The following is a 20,822-nucleotide window of genomic DNA, read 5'->3' on the forward strand; positions in this document are numbered from 1 at the left end:
TGCAAATATAATGATTGATTATTCTTGGAGGATGCTTTGATAAAGTCAGCGCTATTGGTTCTGGAAGACGGAACCCAATTCCACGGTCGGGCCATCGGGGCAGAGGGAACGGCAGTAGGGGAAGTGGTCTTCAATACGTCGATGACCGGTTATCAAGAAATCCTCACTGATCCTTCCTATTCCCGCCAGATCGTTACTCTTACTTATCCCCATATCGGCAATGTCGGCACTAACGCCGCTGATGAAGAATCCTCTGCAGTACACGCCCAAGGCCTGGTGATTCGCGATCTCCCTCTGATTGCCAGCAACTACCGTAATGAAGAAAACCTGTCTGACTACCTCAAACGCCACAATATCGTTGCTATCGCCGATATTGATACGCGTAAGTTGACACGTTTACTGAGTGAAAAGGGCGCGCAGAACGGCTGCATCATTGCCGGTGATAACGTAGATGCTGCGTTGGCACTCGAGAAAGCCAAAGGCTTCCCGGGCCTGAAAGGAATGGATTTAGCGAAAGAAGTCACCACTCAGGAGTCTTACAGCTGGCAGCAAGGTAGCTGGACTCTGGAGGGCGATTTGCCTGAAGCGAAGAAAGCTGAGGATTTACCTTTCCACGTTGTGGCCTATGACTACGGCGTGAAGCGCAACATTCTGCGCATGCTGGTTGACCGCGGTTGCCGCCTGACGGTGGTTCCGGCGAAAACCTCTGCTGCAGACGTGATGAAGCTCAATCCAGACGGCATTTTCCTGTCAAACGGCCCGGGTGACCCTGAGCCATGCGACTACGCCATTGAGGCTATCAAGACCTTCCTGACCACTGACATTCCGGTGTTCGGTATCTGTCTGGGCCATCAGCTGTTGGCATTAGCCAGCGGTGCCAAGACGCTTAAAATGAAATTCGGCCATCACGGCGGCAACCATCCGGTTAAAAATCTTGATAACAACACCGTGATGATCACCGCGCAGAACCACGGTTTTGCCGTAGATGAAGCCAGCCTGCCAGCCACGCTGCGCACGACGCACAAATCACTGTTCGACGGTTCATTGCAGGGTATCCATCGTACCGACAAGCCAGCGTTCAGCTTCCAGGGTCACCCTGAAGCGAGCCCAGGCCCGCACGATGCAGCCCCACTGTTCGATCACTTTATCGAACTGATCGAAGCCTACCGTAACAGCGGCAAATAATTAACAGGAGCAGATAATGCCAAAACGTACAGACATAAAAAGCATTCTGATTCTGGGCGCGGGTCCGATCGTAATCGGACAGGCCTGCGAGTTTGACTACTCTGGTGCACAGGCGTGTAAAGCCCTGCGCGAAGAGGGCTACCGCGTCATTCTGGTGAACTCTAACCCAGCCACCATTATGACCGACCCAGACATGGCCGATGCCACCTATATCGAGCCAATCCACTGGGAAGTTGTTCGCAAGATTATCGAAAAAGAGCGTCCAGACGCGGTACTGCCAACGATGGGCGGCCAGACTGCACTGAACTGTGCGCTGGAGCTTGAGCGTCAGGGCGTACTGGAAGAGTTCGGCGTGACCATGATTGGTGCAACCGCCGACGCGATTGACAAGGCAGAAGACCGCCGTCGCTTTGATATCGCGATGAAGAAAATCGGTCTGGGCACGGCACGTTCAGGTATTGCACACAATATGGAAGAAGCGCTGGTTATCGCTGCCGACGTTGGCTTCCCGTGCATCATCCGTCCTTCCTTTACCATGGGCGGCACCGGCGGCGGTATCGCTTACAATCACGAAGAGTTCGAAGAGATTTGTACTCGTGGTCTCGACCTCTCCCCAACCAAAGAGCTGCTGATTGATGAATCGCTGATCGGTTGGAAAGAGTACGAGATGGAAGTGGTCCGCGACAAGAACGACAACTGCATTATCGTTTGTTCTATCGAGAACTTCGACGCGATGGGTATCCACACCGGTGACTCCATCACCGTGGCCCCTGCGCAGACACTGACCGACAAAGAATACCAAATCATGCGTAACGCCTCTCTGGCGGTACTGCGTGAAATCGGCGTCGAGACTGGCGGTTCAAACGTACAGTTCTCTGTGAATCCGAAAGACGGCCGTCTGATAGTTATCGAGATGAACCCACGCGTATCACGCTCTTCTGCGCTGGCTTCTAAGGCAACCGGCTTCCCGATTGCTAAAGTAGCCGCCAAGCTGGCGGTGGGTTACACCCTTGACGAGTTGATGAACGACATCACCGGCGGCAAGACCCCAGCGTCATTCGAGCCTTCAATCGACTACGTTGTGACTAAAATTCCTCGCTTCAACTTCGAGAAATTTGCCGGTGCCAACGACCGTCTGACCACCCAGATGAAATCTGTGGGTGAAGTCATGGCTATCGGTCGCACCTTCCAGGAATCGATGCAGAAAGCGCTGCGCGGTCTGGAAGTGGGCGCAAGCGGCTTCGACCCTAAAGTGAGCCTCGACGATCCTGAAGCACTGACCAAAATCCGTCGTGAACTGAAAGAAGCCGGTTCTGACCGTATCTGGTTCATCGCCGATGCATTCCGTGCCGGTATGTCCGTAGACGGCATCTTTAACCTGACTAACATCGACCGCTGGTTCCTGGTACAGATTGAAGAGCTGATCAAACTGGAATCTCAGGTTGCTCAGGGCGGCTTTAGCGCACTGAACTACGATTTGCTGCGCGTGCTCAAGCGTAAAGGCTTCGCCGACCTGCGTCTGGCGAAACTGGTCGGCGTCTCTGAGAGCGAAATGCGCAAGCTGCGTCACAAGCTGAACCTGCACCCGGTTTACAAGCGCGTTGATACCTGTGCGGCCGAGTTCTCGACCGACACCGCCTACATGTACTCCACCTATGAAGAAGAGTGTGAGTCCAACCCAACTAACGGCACCCCGAAAATTATGGTGCTGGGTGGCGGTCCAAACCGTATCGGTCAGGGTATCGAATTCGACTACTGCTGCGTTCACGCCTCACTGGCGCTGCGCGAAGACGGTTACGAAACCATCATGGTTAACTGTAACCCTGAAACCGTTTCTACCGACTATGACACCTCAGACCGTCTGTACTTTGAGTCGGTAACACTGGAAGACGTGCTGGAAATCGTCCGCATCGAGCAGCCAAAAGGTGTGATCGTGCAGTACGGTGGCCAGACTCCGCTGAAACTGGCTCGCGAGCTGGAAGCCTGCGGCGTGCCGATTATTGGTACCAGCCCTGACGCGATTGACCGTGCAGAAGACCGCGAACGTTTCCAGCAGGCGGTTAACCGTCTGGGCCTGAAGCAGCCAGCGAACGCCACCGTAGCCACCATCGAACAGGCGGTAGAGAAGGCAGCCGGTATCGGTTATCCGCTGGTGGTGCGTCCATCTTATGTGCTGGGTGGCCGCGCGATGGAAATCGTTTATGACGAAATCGACCTGCGCCGTTACTTCCAGAACGCGGTGAGCGTATCCAACGATGCGCCAGTGCTGCTCGACCGCTTCCTCGACGATGCGATAGAAGTTGACGTTGACGCAATCTGCGACGGCGAGCGCGTGCTGATTGGCGGCATCATGGAGCACATCGAGCAGGCGGGCGTTCACTCCGGTGACTCCGCATGTTCACTGCCTGCTTATACCCTGAGCAAAGAAATTCAGGACGTAATGCGTCAACAGGTTGAGAAGCTGGCGTTTGAGCTTTCCGTTCGTGGCCTGATGAACGTGCAGTTTGCGGTGAAAGACAACGAGGTTTACCTGATTGAGGTTAACCCACGTGCTGCGCGTACCGTGCCGTTTGTTTCCAAGGCAACCGGCGTGGCACTGGCGAAAGTGGCTGCACGCGTGATGGCGGGTCAGACACTGGCCGAGCAGGGCGTAACCGAAGAAGTTATCCCGCCGTACTACTCGGTTAAAGAAGTGGTGCTGCCGTTTAACAAATTCCCGGGCGTTGACCCCATCCTCGGCCCAGAGATGCGCTCTACCGGTGAAGTGATGGGCGTTGGCCGCAGCTTCGCTGAAGCCTTCGCTAAGGCCCAGCTGGGTAGCCTGTCTGGGATGAAGAAAGCCGGTCGTGCGCTGCTGTCCGTTCGTGACGGTGACAAGGCGCGCGTGGTTGATTTGGCCGCCAAGCTGCAGAAACACGGCTTTGAGCTGGACGCGACACACGGCACCGCCGTCGTACTGGGCGAAGCAGGCATCAACCTGCGCCTGGTCAACAAGGTGCATGAAGGTCGTCCACACATCCAGGACCGCATCAAAAACGGTGAATATAGCTACATCGTCAACACCACCGCGGGCCGTCAGGCGATTGAAGACTCCAAGCTAATTCGTCGCAGCGCGCTGCAGTATAAAGTGCACTACGACACTACGCTGAACGGGGGTTTTGCTACCGCCATGGCGCTGTCTTCAGACCCAACCGAGCAAGTGATTTCCGTACAGGAAATGCACGCAAAAATTAAAGGCTAATCAAGGCTTTTAGCCTCGGTTGTTGTCTTGTAACTTAAGAAGGGCGCAGCATTATGCTGTGCCCTTCTTTTTTGTTTTTTATTGTTTTATTAAGAACCCATTAACGGTTTTTTTTTCCTCTGGCACAAAGTTGCGTATGCTCAATAAAATACGTTTTTATATGGAAGCTTTATGATCCTGATTATCTACGCCCATCCTTATCCCCGGCATTCCCATGCCAATAAGCATCTGCTTCAGGAAATTAAGGATCTCCCTGATGTAAAAATCAGATCTCTTTACGATCTTTATCCTGACTTCTCTATTGATATCAAAGCAGAACAGCAGGCGATGGAAGAGGCCGATCTGGTGGTTTTCCAGCATCCTCTACAGTGGTACGGTCTGCCACCGCTGCTTAAGCTGTGGATCGACAAAGTGCTCGAGCACGGCTGGGCCTATGGCCATGATGGCGATGCCCTGAAAGGTAAAGGCTGCCTGTGGGCGGTGACTACCGGCGGTAACGAGCAGCATTTCCAACTGGGGAGTTATCCTGATTTCGCTGCACTCGCCCAGCCTATTGAAGCAACGGCACTGTACTGCGGCATGAAATGGCAGCCCTACTTTGCGCTGCACAATACCTTTACCTGTAACGAGGTGACGCTGAAGGCGGGCGGCGAGGCGTATCGCCAGCGGTTGCTCGACTGGCAAGCGGCACATCCCGCGTCGTCAGCTTCGGCAGAACAGGCTCAATCATTGGAGGGGGAAGCGAATGGATAATCACAGCATGATGATCGAGGGGCTTATCTATCTCGGATCGGCCGCGCTGTTTGTGCCTATTGCCGTGCGTTTCGGACTCGGCTCGGTGCTGGGGTATCTGATTGCCGGCTGTATCATTGGCCCATGGGGCCTGAAGCTGGTCTCGGACGCCGAATCGATTCTAACCTTCGCCGAGATTGGCGTGGTGCTGATGCTGTTTATCATCGGTCTCGAACTCGACCCTAAACGCCTCTGGACCCTGCGTGCCTCGGTCTTCGGCGGCGGCAGTATTCAGATGGTCGGCTGCGGACTGGTGCTTAGCGCCTTCTGCGCTGCGCTGGGACTGGACTGGAAAATTGCGCTGTTGATTGGCCTGACGCTGGCGCTCTCCTCGACGGCGATTGCCATGCAGGCGATGAGCGAACGCAGCCTGACGCCAACGCCTATTGGCCGCAGCGCCTTTGCAGTGCTGCTGTTTCAGGATATCGCGGCTATCCCGCTGGTGGCGATGATTCCCCTTTTGGCCAGCACCGGTGAAACTACCACGCTGGCGTCCTTCGGCATTTCGGCTGCCAAGGTTGTCGGCGCGTTAGCCATCGTGGTGCTGCTTGGGCGCTACGTCGCTCGTCCGGTGCTGCATTTCGTGGCCCGCTCTGGCATGCGCGAAGTATTCAGCGCCGTGGCGCTGTTTCTGGTGTTTGGCTTCGGTATTTTACTGGAGATGGCTGGGCTATCGATGGCGATGGGCGCGTTCCTCGCCGGGGTGATGCTGGCAAGTTCCGAGTACCGACACGCGCTGGAAAGTGATATTCAGCCGTTCAAAGGGCTGCTGCTCGGGCTATTCTTCATCGGCGTCGGGATGTCTATCGACTTCGGTACGCTGGTGCATCATCCGCTGCTGATTGCCGTATTGCTGTTGGGCTTTATGGCGCTGAAGGCCGCCCTGCTGTGGATTGTTGCGCCCTGGCTCAGCGTGCCAAAGCGCCAGCGCGGCATGTTTGCCATCCTGCTGGGGCAGGGCAGTGAGTTTGCCTTCGTTATCTTCAGTGCCGCGCAGCTGGCCGGTGTGCTGCCTGCGGATTGGGCGAAGTCGCTGACGTTGGCGGTCGCGCTGTCGATGGCCGTCACGCCGGTGCTGCTGGTGATTGCCAGCCGTCTGGAGCGCAATGCGCCGAAGGACTCTCGTCCGCAGGACATTATCGACGACGAGCACGCCAGCGTGATCATTGCCGGTTTCGGGCGCTTCGGGCAAATCGCCGGACGTCTGCTGCTCGCCAACAATGTGCACACGGTGGTATTGGACAACGATCCTGACCACATCGAAACGCTGCGCAAGTTTGGCACCAAGGTGTTTTACGGCGACGCGACGCGCGTAGACCTGCTGGAGTCCGCCGGTGCGGCACAGGCCAAGGTATTGATCAACGCCATCGACGACGTGGAGGCTAATTTAGAGCTGACTCGACTGGCGAAGGAAAACTTCCCGAACCTGAAAATCATCGCCCGCGCGCGCGACGTTGACCATTGGTATCAGCTGCGTCAGTTGGGCGTTGAGGCGCCGGAGCGTGAGCTGTTTGAAGGCTCGCTGCGCGCCGGTCGAGAAACGTTGGAAATTCTGGGGCTAGACGCCTACGAGGCCCGCGAGAAGGCGGACCTGTTTAAGCACTACAACGTGAAAATGCTCGAAGCCACGCTGGCAAACTACGAAGACACCGAGTTCCGCCTCGCCAGTTTGGCCCGCGCCCGCGATATGCTTTCTGCGGCCATTGAGCAGGATCAGGCGCGTCTCGGCGAGCAGCAGCAAAGCTGGCGCGGCAGTATTGACGGTAAAGCGCCTGAAAATGAGGTTATTGAAGCCAAATAATTATTATCGGTGGCAATGACATAAAGATAATCTTATAAAGGCAAACCTATGGCAGGTTTGCCTTTTTATGTGTTGTCAGCTCAGCGCCACTTTAATACCCAGCGCGATCAACACCCCGCCCAGCATCTTATCTATGACCTTCTGCGCCTTTGCCAGTCCACGACGCACTGGGCCACTCTGAATCAGCACCACCAGCATCGGCCACCAGACAACCGACAGACCGACGATAATCGAGGCATACAGCAGTTTCTCACTCAGCGTTGAGTTGATTTGCAGCACCTGTGTGAACATCGCGAGGAAGAATAACGTCGCCTTCGGATTAAGCAGGTTACACAGATAACCCTGAGTAAACGCCTTGCCAAGCGTGACCTGCTGTGGCGCGATGCCATCAAGGTTCATCTTGCTGTTGGTGCGCGAGAACAGGCCCTGAAGTCCAACCCAGATCAGATAGGCTGCACCGACGTATTTTAACAGATCAAACAGCCACGGCGTCTTCGTTATCACCACCGCCAGACCGGCCACACAGTAGGACATATGGGTGATAACGCCGCAGACAACGCCGAGCGAAGTCATCAGTGCCGCCATGCGCGGATAGCGGGCCGCATTCTTAATAACCATGAAGAAATCCGGACCCGGGGAGATCATCCCCAACGCGGCAATCGTCGCGACAAACAAAGAGGTTTCGAGCATTTAACTGACCGTCATCAACTAACTAAGAAAATTTAGGCGGCATCATACGCCAATCTTTTTTTTTTAACAGTGGCAGCCTGTGTTGCTCGATTTCGTTTGTATACTTAATCAGCCGAAACGTATTAATCAGTTTACATGGGGAACTATCTCCATGCTTGGCGTGGCATGATTGTCTGCCTCGCTCGCTAAGGCTGATGCTTTGAGCGCCTTTCTTCCGCTGGAGTCAGTGTTTTATGCTGATGAAGTCCGGCTCTGCTAAGAGGTCTCTTATATCTTTATCTGAGCGCATTCTCCCTATCGACGGCGGATTGGGCTTTCCGTATAGTGTGGCTCTTTTCTGCCCCGACATAGAATCTGTTCCTGGTCTGCTGTATGTCGTCTGCCGGCGGAACCATGAATATGTTCTTATTAGCTCTTCACCAAAGGTTTCACGATGATTATCAGCCTGATCGCTGCAATGGCAGCGGATCGCGTTATTGGTATGGAAAACGCCATGCCCTGGCATTTACCGGCTGACCTGGCTTGGTTCAAACGCAACACCTTGAACAAGCCGGTTATTATGGGACGCAAGACCTTCGAATCAATCGGACGACCCCTGCCTGGCCGCCTTAACATCGTTATCAGCAGCCAGCCTGGAAGTCACGATGGCGTGACCTGGGTAACCTCCCCTGAAGAAGCACTGTCAGCGGCAGGAAACGCAGAAGAAGTGATGGTCATGGGCGGTGGGCGCGTGTATACCCAGTTCCTGAATCAGGCTAACCGCCTGTATCTGACCCACATCGATGCCGAAGTTGAAGGGGACACCCACTTCCCGGATTACGAGCCTGACGAGTGGGAAAGCGTGTTCAGCGAATTCCACGACGCCGATGAAGCCAACACCCACGGCTACTGCTTCGAAATTCTGGATCGTCGCGGCGAATAATTTCGCCTCGTTTGTCCTGATGCTATAAAGCAAAAAGGCACCCAATGGGTGCCTTTTTCTTTTTCATTCTGCCAGGGGAAAGGGTTTTTAAGACGCTTTTGGCGCCTGTTCTTTCTCTTTCTCTTTGCGGCGAATCGCTGGCTGCGTGAAATAGGTTTTATCTTCCCAGCGCAGCATCGTCATTTCGCCACCCCAGCAGCAGCCGGTGTCCAGTCCGTAAACGCCGGCCGGTGTGCCTTTGCCTTCGAGCGAGGCCCAATGACCAAAGATGATGCTGTAGCCCTGTTCCAGAACCGGGCTTGGCAGTGCAAACCACGGCTTAAGCGGGCGCGGCGCATCTTCCGGGGCGTCTTTGCAGATCATGTCCAGCTGACCGTTCGGGAAGCAGTAACGCATGCGGGTCAACGCATTGGTGCTGAAGCGCAAACGGGCGAGGCCGGTGAGTTCATCAGACCAGTTGTTTGGCATGTCACCGTACATGGCATCGAGGAACAGCGGATAGCTGTCGCTGCTCAGAATAGCCTCAACCTCGCGCGCACACATTTTTGCCGTCTCGACGTCCCACTGTGGCGTGATGCCTGCGTGTCCCATCACTAGCTTCAACTCGTCGTCGACCTGCAAGACAGGCTGGCGGCGCAACCAGTTGATAAGCAGGTCCGCATCCTCAGCTTCGAGTAGCGCAGTGAGTTTATCTTTGGGTTTGTTCGGCGTGATCCCCGCGTAAATAGCCAGCAGATGCAGGTCATGGTTGCCCAGCACCATGCGCACTGCGTCGCCTAGCCCCATCACGAAGCGCAGGACATCGAGCGAGGCCGGGCCTCGAGCCACTAAATCGCCGGTCAGCCAGAGCGTATCCTGCAGGGGATTAAATTCTACCCGCGTCAGAAGAGCCTTGAGCTCATCCAGACACCCATGGATATCACCAATTAAATATGTAGACATAGTATTAATTTATCAGCGTAGGCAGCGAAAGGCGGAACACAGGGATATCCACATTGAAGGATTGATTCTGGTGATCGACCATGAGGTAGTAGCCTTCCATGGTGCCCATCGGCGTTTCAAGGATGGCGCCACTGGTGTAGTGAAATTCTTCGCCAGGCGCGATAACCGGCTGTTCGCCGACCACGCCTTCGCCCTGAACCTCGGTTTTTTGGCCGTTACTGTTGGTAATCAACCAGTAGCGGCCAACGAGTTGCACGCTAAAACGCCCCAGATTGCGGACAGTCACGGTGTAAGCGAACACATAACGCTGCTCTTCGGGAATAGACTGAGCTTCAATGTAAACACTTTGAACCTGAACCACGACTCGAGGCTGATTTAGCATAATGGAACTCCGGCTAGGGTTACTGTTCGTTGTTCTGCTGTTCGTTGCTTTTACGCGTCGAAAGCCAGTTGGCCAGCTTGCAGTACTGCTCGACAGAAATGTTTTCCGCCCGCATGCTCAGATCCAGACCCAGCTCTAACATCTGCTCTGGGGTAAACAAGTGACCCAGGCTATTGCGGATGGTTTTGCGGCGTTGGTTAAACGCATCGGTGGTCAGGCGTGCCAAAATACGGATGTCCGATACAGGGTAAGGAATTTCCGCATGCGGAGTCAAACGTACTACCGCTGAGTCGACTTTTGGTGCCGGAGTGAAGGACTCAGGCGGCACTTCGAGGACTGGGATCACGCGGCAATAGTACTGCGCCATGACGCTCAGACGGCCGTAGGCTTTGCTGTTCGGGCCTGCAACCAGACGGTTCACCACTTCTTTCTGCAGCATGAAATGCATGTCGCTGATTGCATTGGTGTAGGTGAAAAGGTGGAACATCAGCGGCGTCGAGATGTTGTAAGGCAAGTTACCAAACACACGTAACGGCTGACCCAACTCTTCAGACAGTTCGCCAAAGTTGACGGTCATGGCATCGGCCTGGATGATTCGCAGCTTGTTGGCAAGCTTCGGATTCACCTCGAGACGGGCCGCCAAATCACGGTCCAGCTCGATAACAGTCATGTTTTCCAGACGTGCGGCGACCGGCTCGGTCAGCGCAGCCAGACCGGGGCCGATTTCAACAACGGCCTGACCCGGCATAGGGTGGATAGCGGAAACGATGCTGTCGATGACAAACTGATCTTTTAAAAAGTTTTGTCCAAAACGTTTACGGGCGAAGTGGCCTTGGTGGACTCGATTATTCATTGCTGTGTTTTTTCACTACTGTTGTTGTCGTTGCGGACAGATTGTTGTCATTGCTGACTGAGGCCATGTTAATGGCAAGATTTAAAGCGGTGATAAAGCTGCCCACGTCGGCTTTGCCGGTAGCAGCCAGGTCCAGCGCAGTGCCGTGATCGACCGAGGTACGAATAAACGGCAGCCCGAGCGTGATGTTCACCGCACGGCCGAACCCCTGATATTTTAACACCGGTAAGCCCTGATCGTGATACATGGCTAATACGGCATCGGCATGCTGCAAATATTTCGGCTGGAACAGCGTATCTGCGGGCAGTGGGCCTATCAGGTTAATTCCTTTCTCACGCAGCGAATCAAGCGCTGGCGTGATGGTGTCAATCTCTTCACGGCCCATATGGCCGCCTTCGCCCGCGTGCGGGTTGAGGCCACAGACATAAATCTGCGGAGAAGCGATGCCAAATTTGGTCTTGAGGTCGTTATCAAGAATGGTGATAACTTCGTGCAGACTCTGGCGAGTGATGGCGTCCGAGACGTCTTTAAGCGGCAGGTGCGTTGTCGCGAGCGCAACGCGAAGCTCTTCGGTTGCCAGCATCATCACTACGCGTTCGCAGAGGCTACGATCGGCAAAGAATTCGGTATGACCGATAAACGGGATACCCGCATCGTTGATAATACTCTTTTGCACCGGACCGGTAATCAGTGCGGCAAATTCGCCATTCAGCGCACCGTCACAGGCGCGCGCCAGCGTCTCGACCACGTAAGGGCCATTGGCGACGTTAAGCTGGCCGGGAACGGCGGGTTCAGCAAGCTGAACGGGCAGGACGGTCAATGTGCCTGCTGCCTGGGGTTTGGCACAGCCTGGGCGATAGTCCAGCAGACGAATTGGCAGATTCAGCGCTTTGGCTCGGGCGAGCAGCAGCGACGGACAGGCACAAACGACAAGCTCAACGGGCCAGTCCCGTTGAGCCAGTGCAAGAACCAAGTCAGGTCCAACCCCGGCAGGTTCGCCGGGGGTAATCACCACTGATTGTGTCACGTGGGTTTTATTGTCCATTGCCATCCAGAATTTTCACGTAAGACTGTGCACGCTGTTCCTGCATCCAGGACTGCGCCTCTTCTGCGAACTTACGGTTGAACAGCAGACGATACGCTTTGTCTTTCAGCACGGCATCCGTTCTGTCGACCTGGCGGGTATCAAGCAACTGAATCAGGTGCCAGCCGTAGGAAGAGCGAACCGGTGCGCTAATTTCACCTTTTTTCAACTTCAGCAGCGCGTCGCGGAACGCAGGATCGTACATGTCCGGAGAGGCCCAGCCTAAGTCGCCGCCCTGATTCGCAGAACCTGGGTCCTGAGACAGCTGCCTGGCTTCGTCTGCAAAGTTGGCACGGCCGCTTTTAATCGCTGCCGCAACTTGTTCAAGTTTAGCCTGCGCCTGCGCATCCGTCATAACGACAGAAGTTTTCAGCAGAATGTGACGTGCGTGAACTTCGGTAACAGACACTTTCTGGTCAGCCTGGCGCAGATCGTTGACTTTCAGGATGTGGAAGCCCACGCCTGAACGAATAGGACCGACAATCTGGCCTTTCTTCGCATTGGTCAACGCCTGAGCGAACAGTGAAGGCAGACCCTGAAGCTTGCCCCAACCCATGTTGCCGCCGTCCAGCGCGTGCGGATCGGCAGAGTAGGTCATCGCCATCTTGGCGAAGTCGGCACCGTGGTTCAGCTCGCTAACAATCTTCTTCGCCAGCATTTCGGTCTGATCGACCTGATCCTGAGTCGGGTTCTGCGGCAGTGGCAGCAGGATGTTGCTGAGGTTGTATTCGGCCTCGTTATCAGTCTGCGCAGACAGCTGTTTCGCCAGTGCGTCGACTTCCTGCGGCAGAATAGTTACGCGGCGACGAACTTCACCGTTACGTACTTCAGAAATCAGCATCTCTTTACGGATCTGAGCACGGTATACGTTGTAGTTCAGACCTTCATAAGCCAGACGGCTGCGCAGCTGGTCGACGGTCAGGTTGTTCTGCTGAGCGATACCTGCAATAGCCTTGTTAACGTCATCATCGGTTAGCGTAAGGCCCATTTTTGAGGCCATTTGCAGCTGGATGTTATCCATAATCAGGCGGTCAAGGATCTGGCGGCGCAGCGTCTGGTCGTCAGGAAGCTGTTGTTTCGCTTCTTTTGCCTGCTGTTTGACGGACTGCAACATGTCATTGACTTCGCTTTCCAGAACTACCCCGTTATCGACAACGGCGGCAACTTTATCAACCTCTTGCGGTGCTGCGAACGCGGTGTTAGCACAAAGCACCACGCCGAGGAGAAGTGTTCTCCAGTTCTTCATACTTTTTCCATTTATTTAACCGCAAATGCGGGTTCAAGTTTCAAGTTTACTGAATTCAACATGCCGTCGAGCATCAGAATGCACGTTGATAAGGCAGTATGCCGCTGGCTAACATTTCTTTGGTTCCGAGGGTTTGATTACTACTCAGGCCACGAAGTTCAATGTTAAATCCAATGCGGTTGTCATAGATGCTCGTTTGGCTGGTTGAATCCCAGTCGGTAATCTTGCGTTCGTAGCCGAAGTTAACCGCCCAGCAGCAGGTGCTGTACTGAACGCCCAGCAACTGATCGGCTGCCTGTTTCGCCTTGGTGTCGTAATAGTACGCGGCCACCACGGCCCAACGGTCGGCGATAGGCCAGCTGGCAATGATACCTGCCTGCGAGATGCCCTGCTGATAACCCGGGTTGGTGAGGTTAGGAAGCGTTGCCTCAATATATTCCGGGCTGGCATAACGATAACTCAACTGAACCATTTTTTCCGAATCGGAGCGGTATTCCAACACGGCATCGCCCAGCGCCAGCGCGTCGAGACGAGTGTCGTACTGCAAGCCACCGCGGAAGGCCATGGTATCGTTGATTTTATAGTAGGTGTCACCGGCCCAGACCAAGCTGCCTGTGTCGTTGCTCTTGTCCAGGCTGCTGTCAGGATCACCGGTACGCGGACGGGTGAAGTAGTAGATCTGACCCGCAGACACGTTGAAACGCTCGACCAGATTTTCGTCATAGATACGAGAGGTCACACCGGACGCCAGCTGGTTAGCCGAGGCAATACGGTCAAGACCACTGTAACTCTGGTCGCGGAACAGACCGGTATAGTCGGTTTGCAGCAGCGTGGAGTCGTATTCCTCGATATCGCTCTGGTTGCGATACGGGATGTAGAGATATTGCAACCGCGGTTCCAGCGTCTGGGTATAGCCAGAGTTCCAGTCCATGGTGCGATCGAACACCATTTTGGCGTCGCTCTTGAACTCTGGCATGACGCGGTTCACCGAGCTCTTCAGATCAGAGTCCGGGTACAGGTCGTAATAGCTGTTGGAAATGTTCTGCTGGTAATGGGTGGCCATTACCTTGACTTCGTTATCCCAGCTACCCCAACGGTTGCTCAGCGGCAGGTCAATCTGCGGGGCAATGTGCCAACGCGTCGCGGACGGGTAGGCAGGGTTAACGTTGGTAAATTTGACAATCTGCCCGTAGGTATGGAAGTCGAACGGCCCCAGATCGTTTTTGTAGTAGTTGATGTCCAACTGCGGCATGGCGCGGTAGACATTGGTCGCACTCGTCAAGGAGTCGGCGAAGATCTGGAACTGCTTGGTCGACAGCGTCACGTCCCAGTTTTCGTTGGCATAACCTACGCTGAATTTCTGCGTGGCATAGCCGTCGGTCGTGGAACCAAACTTGGAGTCGATATCGGTAAAGTAGTAAGGATCGCTGACCTTGGTGTAGTCAACGTTGAAGCGCCAGTTCTGATCGTAAACTCCGTTGTGGTTCCAGTAGAACATCCAGCGCTTGGTTTTATCGACATCCGGGTGAGCAGCCTCAACCAGCTTGTCATCAGCCAGGTAGTCGAACTCCATCAGACCGGCACCGAACTGCGTCAGATAGCGGAATTCGTTCTGCAACTGGGTTCCACGTTTACTCATGTAATGCGGAGTAATTGTGGCATCGTAGTTTGGCGCGATGTTCCAGTAATAAGGCAGCATGAACTCGAAGCCGTTCTTGCTGCCGTATTTTGCATTTGGAATAAGGAAACCGGAACGACGACGGTCGCCGATAGGCAACTGCATATACGGGCTGTAGAACACGGGAACCGGACCAATGTGGAAACGGGCGTTCCAGATTTCGGCCAGCTCTTCCTGACGGTCTTCGATAACCGTACTGCCTACCACGCTCCAGCTGTTATCGCCGGGCAGGCAGGAGGTAAAGGTGCCGTTGTTCAGGATGGTGTAGCGGTTATTGTCACGCTGCTTCATCATGTCGGCCGTACCGCGGCCCTGACGGCCCACCATTTGGTAGTCGCCCTTTTCGACGTCGGTATCTTTGGTGTTCAGGTTGGAGAAGGCTTTTGGACCTTTTAACTTAACCTGATCGCTGAAATACAGCACATCCCCGGTCGCGGTGACCGTGCGAAGAGGCGTTGCCTCATTAGGATGAGAAATCTGGTTGAGTTGTACCTGATCGGCTTTCAGTGAGCTATTGCCCTGATCGACGGTAACGTTACCCGTATAAAGAGCGCCGTTAGGATAGGTACCCTGTAGATTATCCGCCTGGATCTTGACCGGAAGCTGGTTAGGATCGCCTTGAACCAACGGCTTGTCATAGGTCGGCACGCCGAGCATACATTGTTCAGCGAGAGAGGCCAGCGCGCCCTGGCTATAAAGTGCCGTCCAAATCATTGTGGCCAGCAGGGTGGGGAAGCTTTTTTTCATACGTCTATTTTTCATACGTAAAATGTGTGTTCCGTCATCAGAGGCGTCATGCCGGCAAACGGTCAGAGACTATCTTACTCATCATCGTTGCGCTAGTGTTAAAATCCACAGGGTTAACGTTGTAGCCGTTAGGCACAACGGTAAATGCCGGTTATGATAAAGCAAATCTTACGCGACGGCATTGTGAATTGAGGAGTATATGCAGTATTGGGGAAAGCTGCTCGGACTTATCTTGGGCTTAATGTCCGGCATAGGCTTCTGGGGAATCGTATTGGGGTTGCTGATTGGGCATATGGTAGACAAGGCGCGGGCCTCCAAACGCCGTGGATTCTTCTCCGATCAGCAAACAAGACAAACAATTTTTTTCCGCACCACCTTTGAGGTGATGGGGCATTTAACCAAATCAAAAGGAAGGGTTACCGAAGCCGATATTCAAATTGCCAGCCTTTTCATGGACCAAATGCGTTTGCACGGCGAGCAGAGAGAGGCGGCGCAGCAGGCATTTCGTGTCGGTAAAGGCGGAAATTACCCGCTTCGCGATAAAATGCGTCAATTACGCAGCGTCTGTTTCGGGCGATTTGATCTGATCAGAACGTTTCTGGAAATTCAGATTCAGGCGGCGTTTGCCGACGGTTCGTTGCACCCTAACGAGCGTCAGGTACTGTACGTTATCGCCGAAGAGCTGGGCATCTCAAGACACCAGTTCGATCAGTTCCTCAGCATGATGGAAGGTGGCCAGCAGTTTGGTGGCGGCCAGCAGGGCCAATATTCGCACGGCAGTTATCAGCGTGCTCCGCAGGGGCCGACGTTGGCGGATGCGTGCAAGGTGCTGGGTGTGTCTGCGACAGACGATGCGACCACCATCAAACGTGCTTACCGCAAGCTGATGAGCGAACACCATCCCGACAAGCTGGTCGCGAAAGGCCTGCCGCCGGAAATGATGGAGATGGCCAAGAAAAAAGCGCAGTCGATTCAGTCAGCCTATGACCTGATCAAACGCGAAAAAGGTTTTAAATAAGCAACCGGTTTTGGTTGGCGCGCGCTGAACGCCGCGTGCGGCCAAAACCGCTTTCTAAACTCACCTCCTGCTTTCCCCCTAAATGAAATTAGAACTGAATCGTAATTCATGAAAATAATCACCTCGGCGATTCTTTGGCACTTTTCACCTCCCTATTTCTGCAAGGCATTGAATTTTCTTTGCTTAGAGAATGTCAGTTAAAAAACATTAAATAACTCGTTAACTATTGTTTAATATGGTTTTTTTATTAAATAATTAGAACTATCTTATTTCATTTCTTCGACATAACTTGACCCTTCTACGGCGCTTGAGGTGCAACGCCTCACATCGCTCATTCCCCTCTTCTTCGGGAAAGTTAAAAGGGACTTTAGATTATGGATACAGGCACTAACACGCTTCGTCAGGGGCTTTTTTATTTTCGGGTATTTTTAAGGCTGCTCGTCATTCTGCTCGTCTTGCCGGCAAACGCCGAATTACCCACTCTGCAACAGCCTGCGATGAGCCAAAATGAACAGGCTACGCGAGAAAGCCATGAAGCCCTGGCGGCGCAACATCTCTCCGCATTAGGGGGGCAGTTTGGATCGCTCGAGAGTCAATCTGGCGACAAACTGCTGAGTGGTTACGCTCAGGGGGTAGCGACAGGCCTGGCGGGACAACAGGCCGAAAACTGGCTGAATCTCATGGGGGGGTCTTCGCGCGTCAGCCTGGGGAGCAGCTTCGGGGCCTCCGAGAGCGAGATAGCCGCCGACGTGTTGATCCCATTTATCGATGATAAACAAAAACATCTGATGTTTAGTCAATGGGGAATTCGGCGGATAGACGGTCGGCAAACGCTGAACCTTGGGCTGGGTAGCCGCTATTTCGGTGACCAGTGGATGACCGGTGGGAATCTGTTTTTTGATAATGACCTGACGGGCAAGAATCGTCGCTGGGGAGCGGGCGTTGAATGGTGGCGCGATAATCTGCGCCTGTCTGCCAACGGCTATTTTCGTATTAGCAGCTGGCATCCGTCGCGAGACCTTGTGGAATACGATGAACGTCCGGCCAATGGCTGGGATCTCGAGGCCTCGGGCTGGTTGCCTGTTTATCCTTCGCTCGGCGCGAAAGTTAAGTACGAGAAATATTACGGCAACAACGTTGCGCTGTTTGGCCGCGAGACGTTGCAAAGCAATCCTGAGGCCATGAGCCTTGGCGCTAGCTGGACCCCAGTGCCGCTTTTGACCTTTGAGTTAGGTCATCGATTCGGTGCGCAGGGAAATAACTCCACCATCGGTATGATGATGAACTATGACTTTGGGCGCTCCCTTGAGGCACATTTCGAACCTTCTGAAGTCGCTGCTATGCGCTCGTTACAGGGCGGACGCTACGATCTCGTCTCTCGTAATAACCGTATTGTCCTCGACCATCGCAAAAAGAATCTGCTCTCCATTTCACTGCCGTCGAGTATTGAAGGAAACAGCCACGAGGGAGTGTCGATTGTCGCGCAGACCCAGGCACGACTCGGCCTGGCCCGTGTTGAATGGAACGCATCTACCCTGACATCCGCGGGCGGCAGCCTGACCAGCAACGTATCGACAGCGAAACTGGTGCTGCCTCCGTTTGGCGCGACTGAAGAAAACCGCTACGTTATCAGCGCTGTCGCACACGACAATCAGGGCAACGCCTCTGCACCTGCCTATACGACAGTCATCGTCAATGGACGAGCGCTAAGCCTGGAGAAATCGTCATTTTCTATCATCCCCGCCACCTTGGTTGCCAACGGGAACAGCACCGCAGAAGCCACGGTAACGCTGCGAGGAGAAGACGATAAAGCGCTAAGCGGCGAAAGTGTCACCTTACAACTGCAAGAGATCGTGCAGGCTCTGACCTCGTCGAGCGAAATCGTACATCTTGGCGAATTTACCGAACATCAACAGTCCGGCATTTACAAGGCCATTATCACGGCGGGTATGACGCCGGGACAGGTACGAATCCAGTCGAACCTTGACGACAAGAGTCTGTTTTCTGTTGATGTCATGCTTAAAGACAACGTCGTGCCTGCGAAAATAGAAAGCCTGACCGCTCCTGACGGTGCCAGTAGGCCTGTAGGGCAGTCTCTTAACGTAGAGGCGTTGGTTAAAGATTCACAGGATAATCCTGTGAGTGATATTAAAGTTACGTTCAGTGGCCCAGGTCTGAATATTACTGCTCAAACCCCCACCAACGAAAAAGGGTTTGCCACCGCCAGGATCAGCAGTCTTGTCGCCGGTGATGCCACTCTCATGGCAAAAATGGAAAACGGCAATCAACAGACGTTGGAAGTCCACTTTATCGCGCCCGTTGAGGAAAACATTATCAGCTTGACTGCTCCTGACGGTGCCAGTAGGCCTGTAGGGCAGTCTCTTAACGTAGAGGCGTTGGTTAAAGATTCACAGGATAAACCTGTCAGTAATATTAAAGTCACGTTCAGTGGCCCTGGTGTAAATATCACTGATGAAACCCCCACTAACGAAAAAGGTATTGCCACCGCCAGGGTCAGCAGTCATGCCCCTGGTAATGTCATTCTCACGGCAGAGACGGAAAACGGCATTAGAGGGGCGTTGTTAGTCCATTTCTTTATCTCGCCGCTTGAGGCACAGATTACCAGCCTGACTGCACCTGACGGTGACAGTAGGCTGGTGGGGCAGTCCCTTAACGTAGAGGCGTTGGTTAACGATTTACAGGGCAATCCTTTTAATAATATTGAAGTCATTTTCAGTGGCCTAAATCTGGATATCACTGAGAATACTTTCACCAACGAAAAAGGGCTTGCGACCGCCAGGGTCACCAGCCTTGTGCCCGGTGATGTCACTCTCATGGCAAAAACGGCAAATGGCAGTACAAAGGCGTTGCCAGTCCACTTCACATTGCCTGTCTCGGTCACTGCATTTGAGGCGCAGTCCACGGGATCGGATGACGTTTTTACCGATAACGACAGCATTACGGTGGTGACAGTCACCAATAGCCAGGGACAAATGGCTGCTGGCGTGCCGGTCGAGCTGGAATTTGATCGCAAAGTTCTTAATGTGCGTACCGATCCGGTCAAGGGTATGACGACAAAAGACGGTAAGCTGATTGTTTACGCCAAAAGCCAAGGCGAAGGCACTTTCGAAATTAAGGCTAAAACCAAAGGCACCGTGGGTAAATCTAAAAAGGTCAGTTTTGAACAATGGGCCGAGGTCGCGAAAATCTTCACAGAGAGTCCTCTTTATCAGTACGCCGATGAGGATGGCAGAGATGCAGAATTTATCATTGAGGTTAAAGATAAAGCGGGAAAACCGGTGGCCAACCGTCTGGTCGAGCTTGACCTTGACGGTCGACTGCCTCTCTCAACCACCCCGTCAGACAGAAGAACCGGCAGCGATGGCAGGCTCAGGGTCTATGTGAAATCGCCCAGAAAGCCGGACATGATTGACTCATACCCGCTGAAGGCCAATACGCGCAATACTCCGCAGAAATCGATATATGTGCATGTGGTCAAGAGCGTTCGTCCCGAGTTTCAGCTTCTACCAAGCCTGTCACCGTCAGCGGATAGACCTGAGGAATATGTGCAAGGTAAAAGGGTACAGAATTATTCCTTACGTAGATCGCCAATAGGTGCACAGTTGAGCCTGACAGAATATCTGTGGTACCAGGCTGATGCTTCCGACGAATCGAAAACCAGCAAAATTGCCGGAGCAAACGGTGAATGGTATACGCTGAAAAAAGAGGATATCGGTAAACGTGTTTTTTCCTGTGCCATGATAACGGACGAGTACGGGTTAAAGAGCGATTGGAAATGCACAGAGAAAAGCCCAGTGGTGCAGGGCTTGAATGGCAAAGCCAATATCAAGCTGACCTATGACTATACGCTTAACGCGGGTGGTCCCTTTGCTAAAGACGATTATAGATGGAAGGCAAGGTTCACCAATGCCTCCGGGAAACCGGTTGCAAACGCAAAAATGTGTTTCCGAACTTCGGGGCGATTCGGCGGTGTCGACCAGAATGATGGCTATGTAGGTACAACGGATTTGAATGGGGAGGAAACAGGAGGCGCTACTCTTATGCGTGGTACCTGGACGCTTAGCGCCGCGCTGTGCCCAGATGGCTATGATTCGGTAGACTGGGGAAGCGTAACCGACCGTGTCAAAATGGAGTGATTTGTATTATCCGTACTTTACGTTTCAACTAAAAAAACGCCGTGTCATTGAGCACGGCGTTTTTATCTTTACTGAATCAATAGG

The 20,822-nt window shown here is 53.6% G+C and carries 14 protein-coding genes; 7 read left to right on the forward strand and 7 right to left on the reverse strand.

Annotated elements, in window-relative coordinates; translation table 11 throughout:
• The first annotated feature begins 36 nt into the window (after nucleotides 1-36).
• From carA to kefC, 4 genes are all read left to right on the forward strand, one after another.
• Nucleotides 37-1,185 (forward strand): glutamine-hydrolyzing carbamoyl-phosphate synthase small subunit, encoded by a 1,149-nt coding sequence (gene carA / locus BS640_RS01640; RefSeq protein ID WP_081601455.1) that lies wholly within the window; start codon nucleotides 37-39, stop codon nucleotides 1,183-1,185.
• 16 nt (nucleotides 1,186-1,201) lie between these two features.
• Nucleotides 1,202-4,426 carry a carbamoyl-phosphate synthase large subunit gene (gene carB, locus BS640_RS01645; RefSeq protein ID WP_017493393.1) on the forward strand — a complete coding sequence of 1,075 codons (3,225 nt, stop codon included), beginning with the start codon at nucleotides 1,202-1,204 and terminating at the stop codon, nucleotides 4,424-4,426.
• A 171-nt stretch (nucleotides 4,427-4,597) separates the two neighbouring features.
• Nucleotides 4,598-5,179, forward strand: a complete 582-nt coding sequence (gene kefF / locus BS640_RS01650; RefSeq protein ID WP_017493392.1) for a glutathione-regulated potassium-efflux system oxidoreductase KefF — start codon at nucleotides 4,598-4,600, stop codon at nucleotides 5,177-5,179.
• The gene (kefC, locus tag BS640_RS01655) at nucleotides 5,172-7,019 is read left to right on the forward strand and encodes a glutathione-regulated potassium-efflux system protein KefC (protein WP_017493391.1); all 1,848 of its coding nucleotides are present in this window, start codon (nucleotides 5,172-5,174) and stop codon (nucleotides 7,017-7,019) included. Before kefF ends, kefC begins: the two co-directional genes overlap by 8 nt.
• Before the next feature lie 75 nt (nucleotides 7,020-7,094).
• On the opposite strand, the gene BS640_RS01660 is transcribed toward kefC, so the two are convergent.
• Nucleotides 7,095-7,709 carry a LysE family translocator gene (locus tag BS640_RS01660; RefSeq protein ID WP_017493390.1) on the reverse strand — a complete coding sequence of 205 codons (615 nt, stop codon included), beginning with the start codon at nucleotides 7,707-7,709 and terminating at the stop codon, nucleotides 7,095-7,097.
• A gap of 433 nt (nucleotides 7,710-8,142) precedes the next feature.
• On the opposite strand from BS640_RS01660, the gene folA reads away from it, so the two are divergent.
• Nucleotides 8,143-8,631 (forward strand): type 3 dihydrofolate reductase, encoded by a 489-nt coding sequence (gene folA / locus BS640_RS01665; protein ID WP_017493388.1) that lies wholly within the window; start codon nucleotides 8,143-8,145, stop codon nucleotides 8,629-8,631.
• An 87-nt stretch (nucleotides 8,632-8,718) separates the two neighbouring features.
• Here the strand turns inward: folA and apaH are convergent, their stop codons facing one another.
• From apaH to lptD, 6 genes are all read right to left on the reverse strand, one after another.
• On the reverse strand, nucleotides 8,719-9,573 hold the full coding sequence (gene apaH / locus BS640_RS01670; RefSeq protein WP_017493387.1) for a bis(5'-nucleosyl)-tetraphosphatase (symmetrical) ApaH: 855 nt from the start codon (nucleotides 9,571-9,573) through the stop codon (nucleotides 8,719-8,721).
• A 4-nt stretch (nucleotides 9,574-9,577) separates the two neighbouring features.
• On the reverse strand, nucleotides 9,578-9,955 hold the full coding sequence (gene apaG / locus BS640_RS01675; protein WP_017493386.1) for a Co2+/Mg2+ efflux protein ApaG: 378 nt from the start codon (nucleotides 9,953-9,955) through the stop codon (nucleotides 9,578-9,580).
• Between the two features lie 19 nt (nucleotides 9,956-9,974).
• The gene (gene rsmA / locus BS640_RS01680) at nucleotides 9,975-10,808 is read right to left on the reverse strand and encodes a 16S rRNA (adenine(1518)-N(6)/adenine(1519)-N(6))-dimethyltransferase RsmA (RefSeq protein ID WP_017493385.1); all 834 of its coding nucleotides are present in this window, start codon (nucleotides 10,806-10,808) and stop codon (nucleotides 9,975-9,977) included.
• Entirely contained in the window at nucleotides 10,801-11,853 is a 1,053-nt protein-coding gene (gene pdxA, locus BS640_RS01685; RefSeq protein WP_038328252.1) for a 4-hydroxythreonine-4-phosphate dehydrogenase PdxA, read from the reverse strand. Before pdxA ends, rsmA begins: the two co-directional genes overlap by 8 nt.
• Nucleotides 11,843-13,138 carry a peptidylprolyl isomerase SurA gene (surA, locus tag BS640_RS01690; RefSeq protein ID WP_017493383.1) on the reverse strand — a complete coding sequence of 432 codons (1,296 nt, stop codon included), beginning with the start codon at nucleotides 13,136-13,138 and terminating at the stop codon, nucleotides 11,843-11,845. The genes pdxA and surA overlap by 11 nt, the downstream gene beginning before the upstream one ends.
• 73 nt (nucleotides 13,139-13,211) lie before the next feature.
• A complete protein-coding gene (gene lptD, locus BS640_RS01695; protein ID WP_017493382.1) occupies nucleotides 13,212-15,563 on the reverse strand; it encodes an LPS assembly protein LptD in 2,352 nt (783 codons plus the stop codon).
• 199 nt (nucleotides 15,564-15,762) lie between these two features.
• On the opposite strand from lptD, the gene djlA reads away from it, so the two are divergent.
• On the forward strand, nucleotides 15,763-16,581 hold the full coding sequence (gene djlA / locus BS640_RS01700) for a co-chaperone DjlA (RefSeq protein ID WP_084911716.1): 819 nt from the start codon (nucleotides 15,763-15,765) through the stop codon (nucleotides 16,579-16,581).
• A gap of 374 nt (nucleotides 16,582-16,955) precedes the next feature.
• Nucleotides 16,956-20,738 (forward strand): inverse autotransporter beta domain-containing protein, encoded by a 3,783-nt coding sequence (locus BS640_RS01705; RefSeq protein ID WP_084911718.1) that lies wholly within the window; start codon nucleotides 16,956-16,958, stop codon nucleotides 20,736-20,738.
• The last annotated feature ends 84 nt before the right edge of the window (nucleotides 20,739-20,822 follow it).

This window comes from Rouxiella badensis, assembly GCF_002093665.1.
Classification (GTDB): domain Bacteria; phylum Pseudomonadota; class Gammaproteobacteria; order Enterobacterales; family Enterobacteriaceae; genus Rouxiella; species Rouxiella badensis.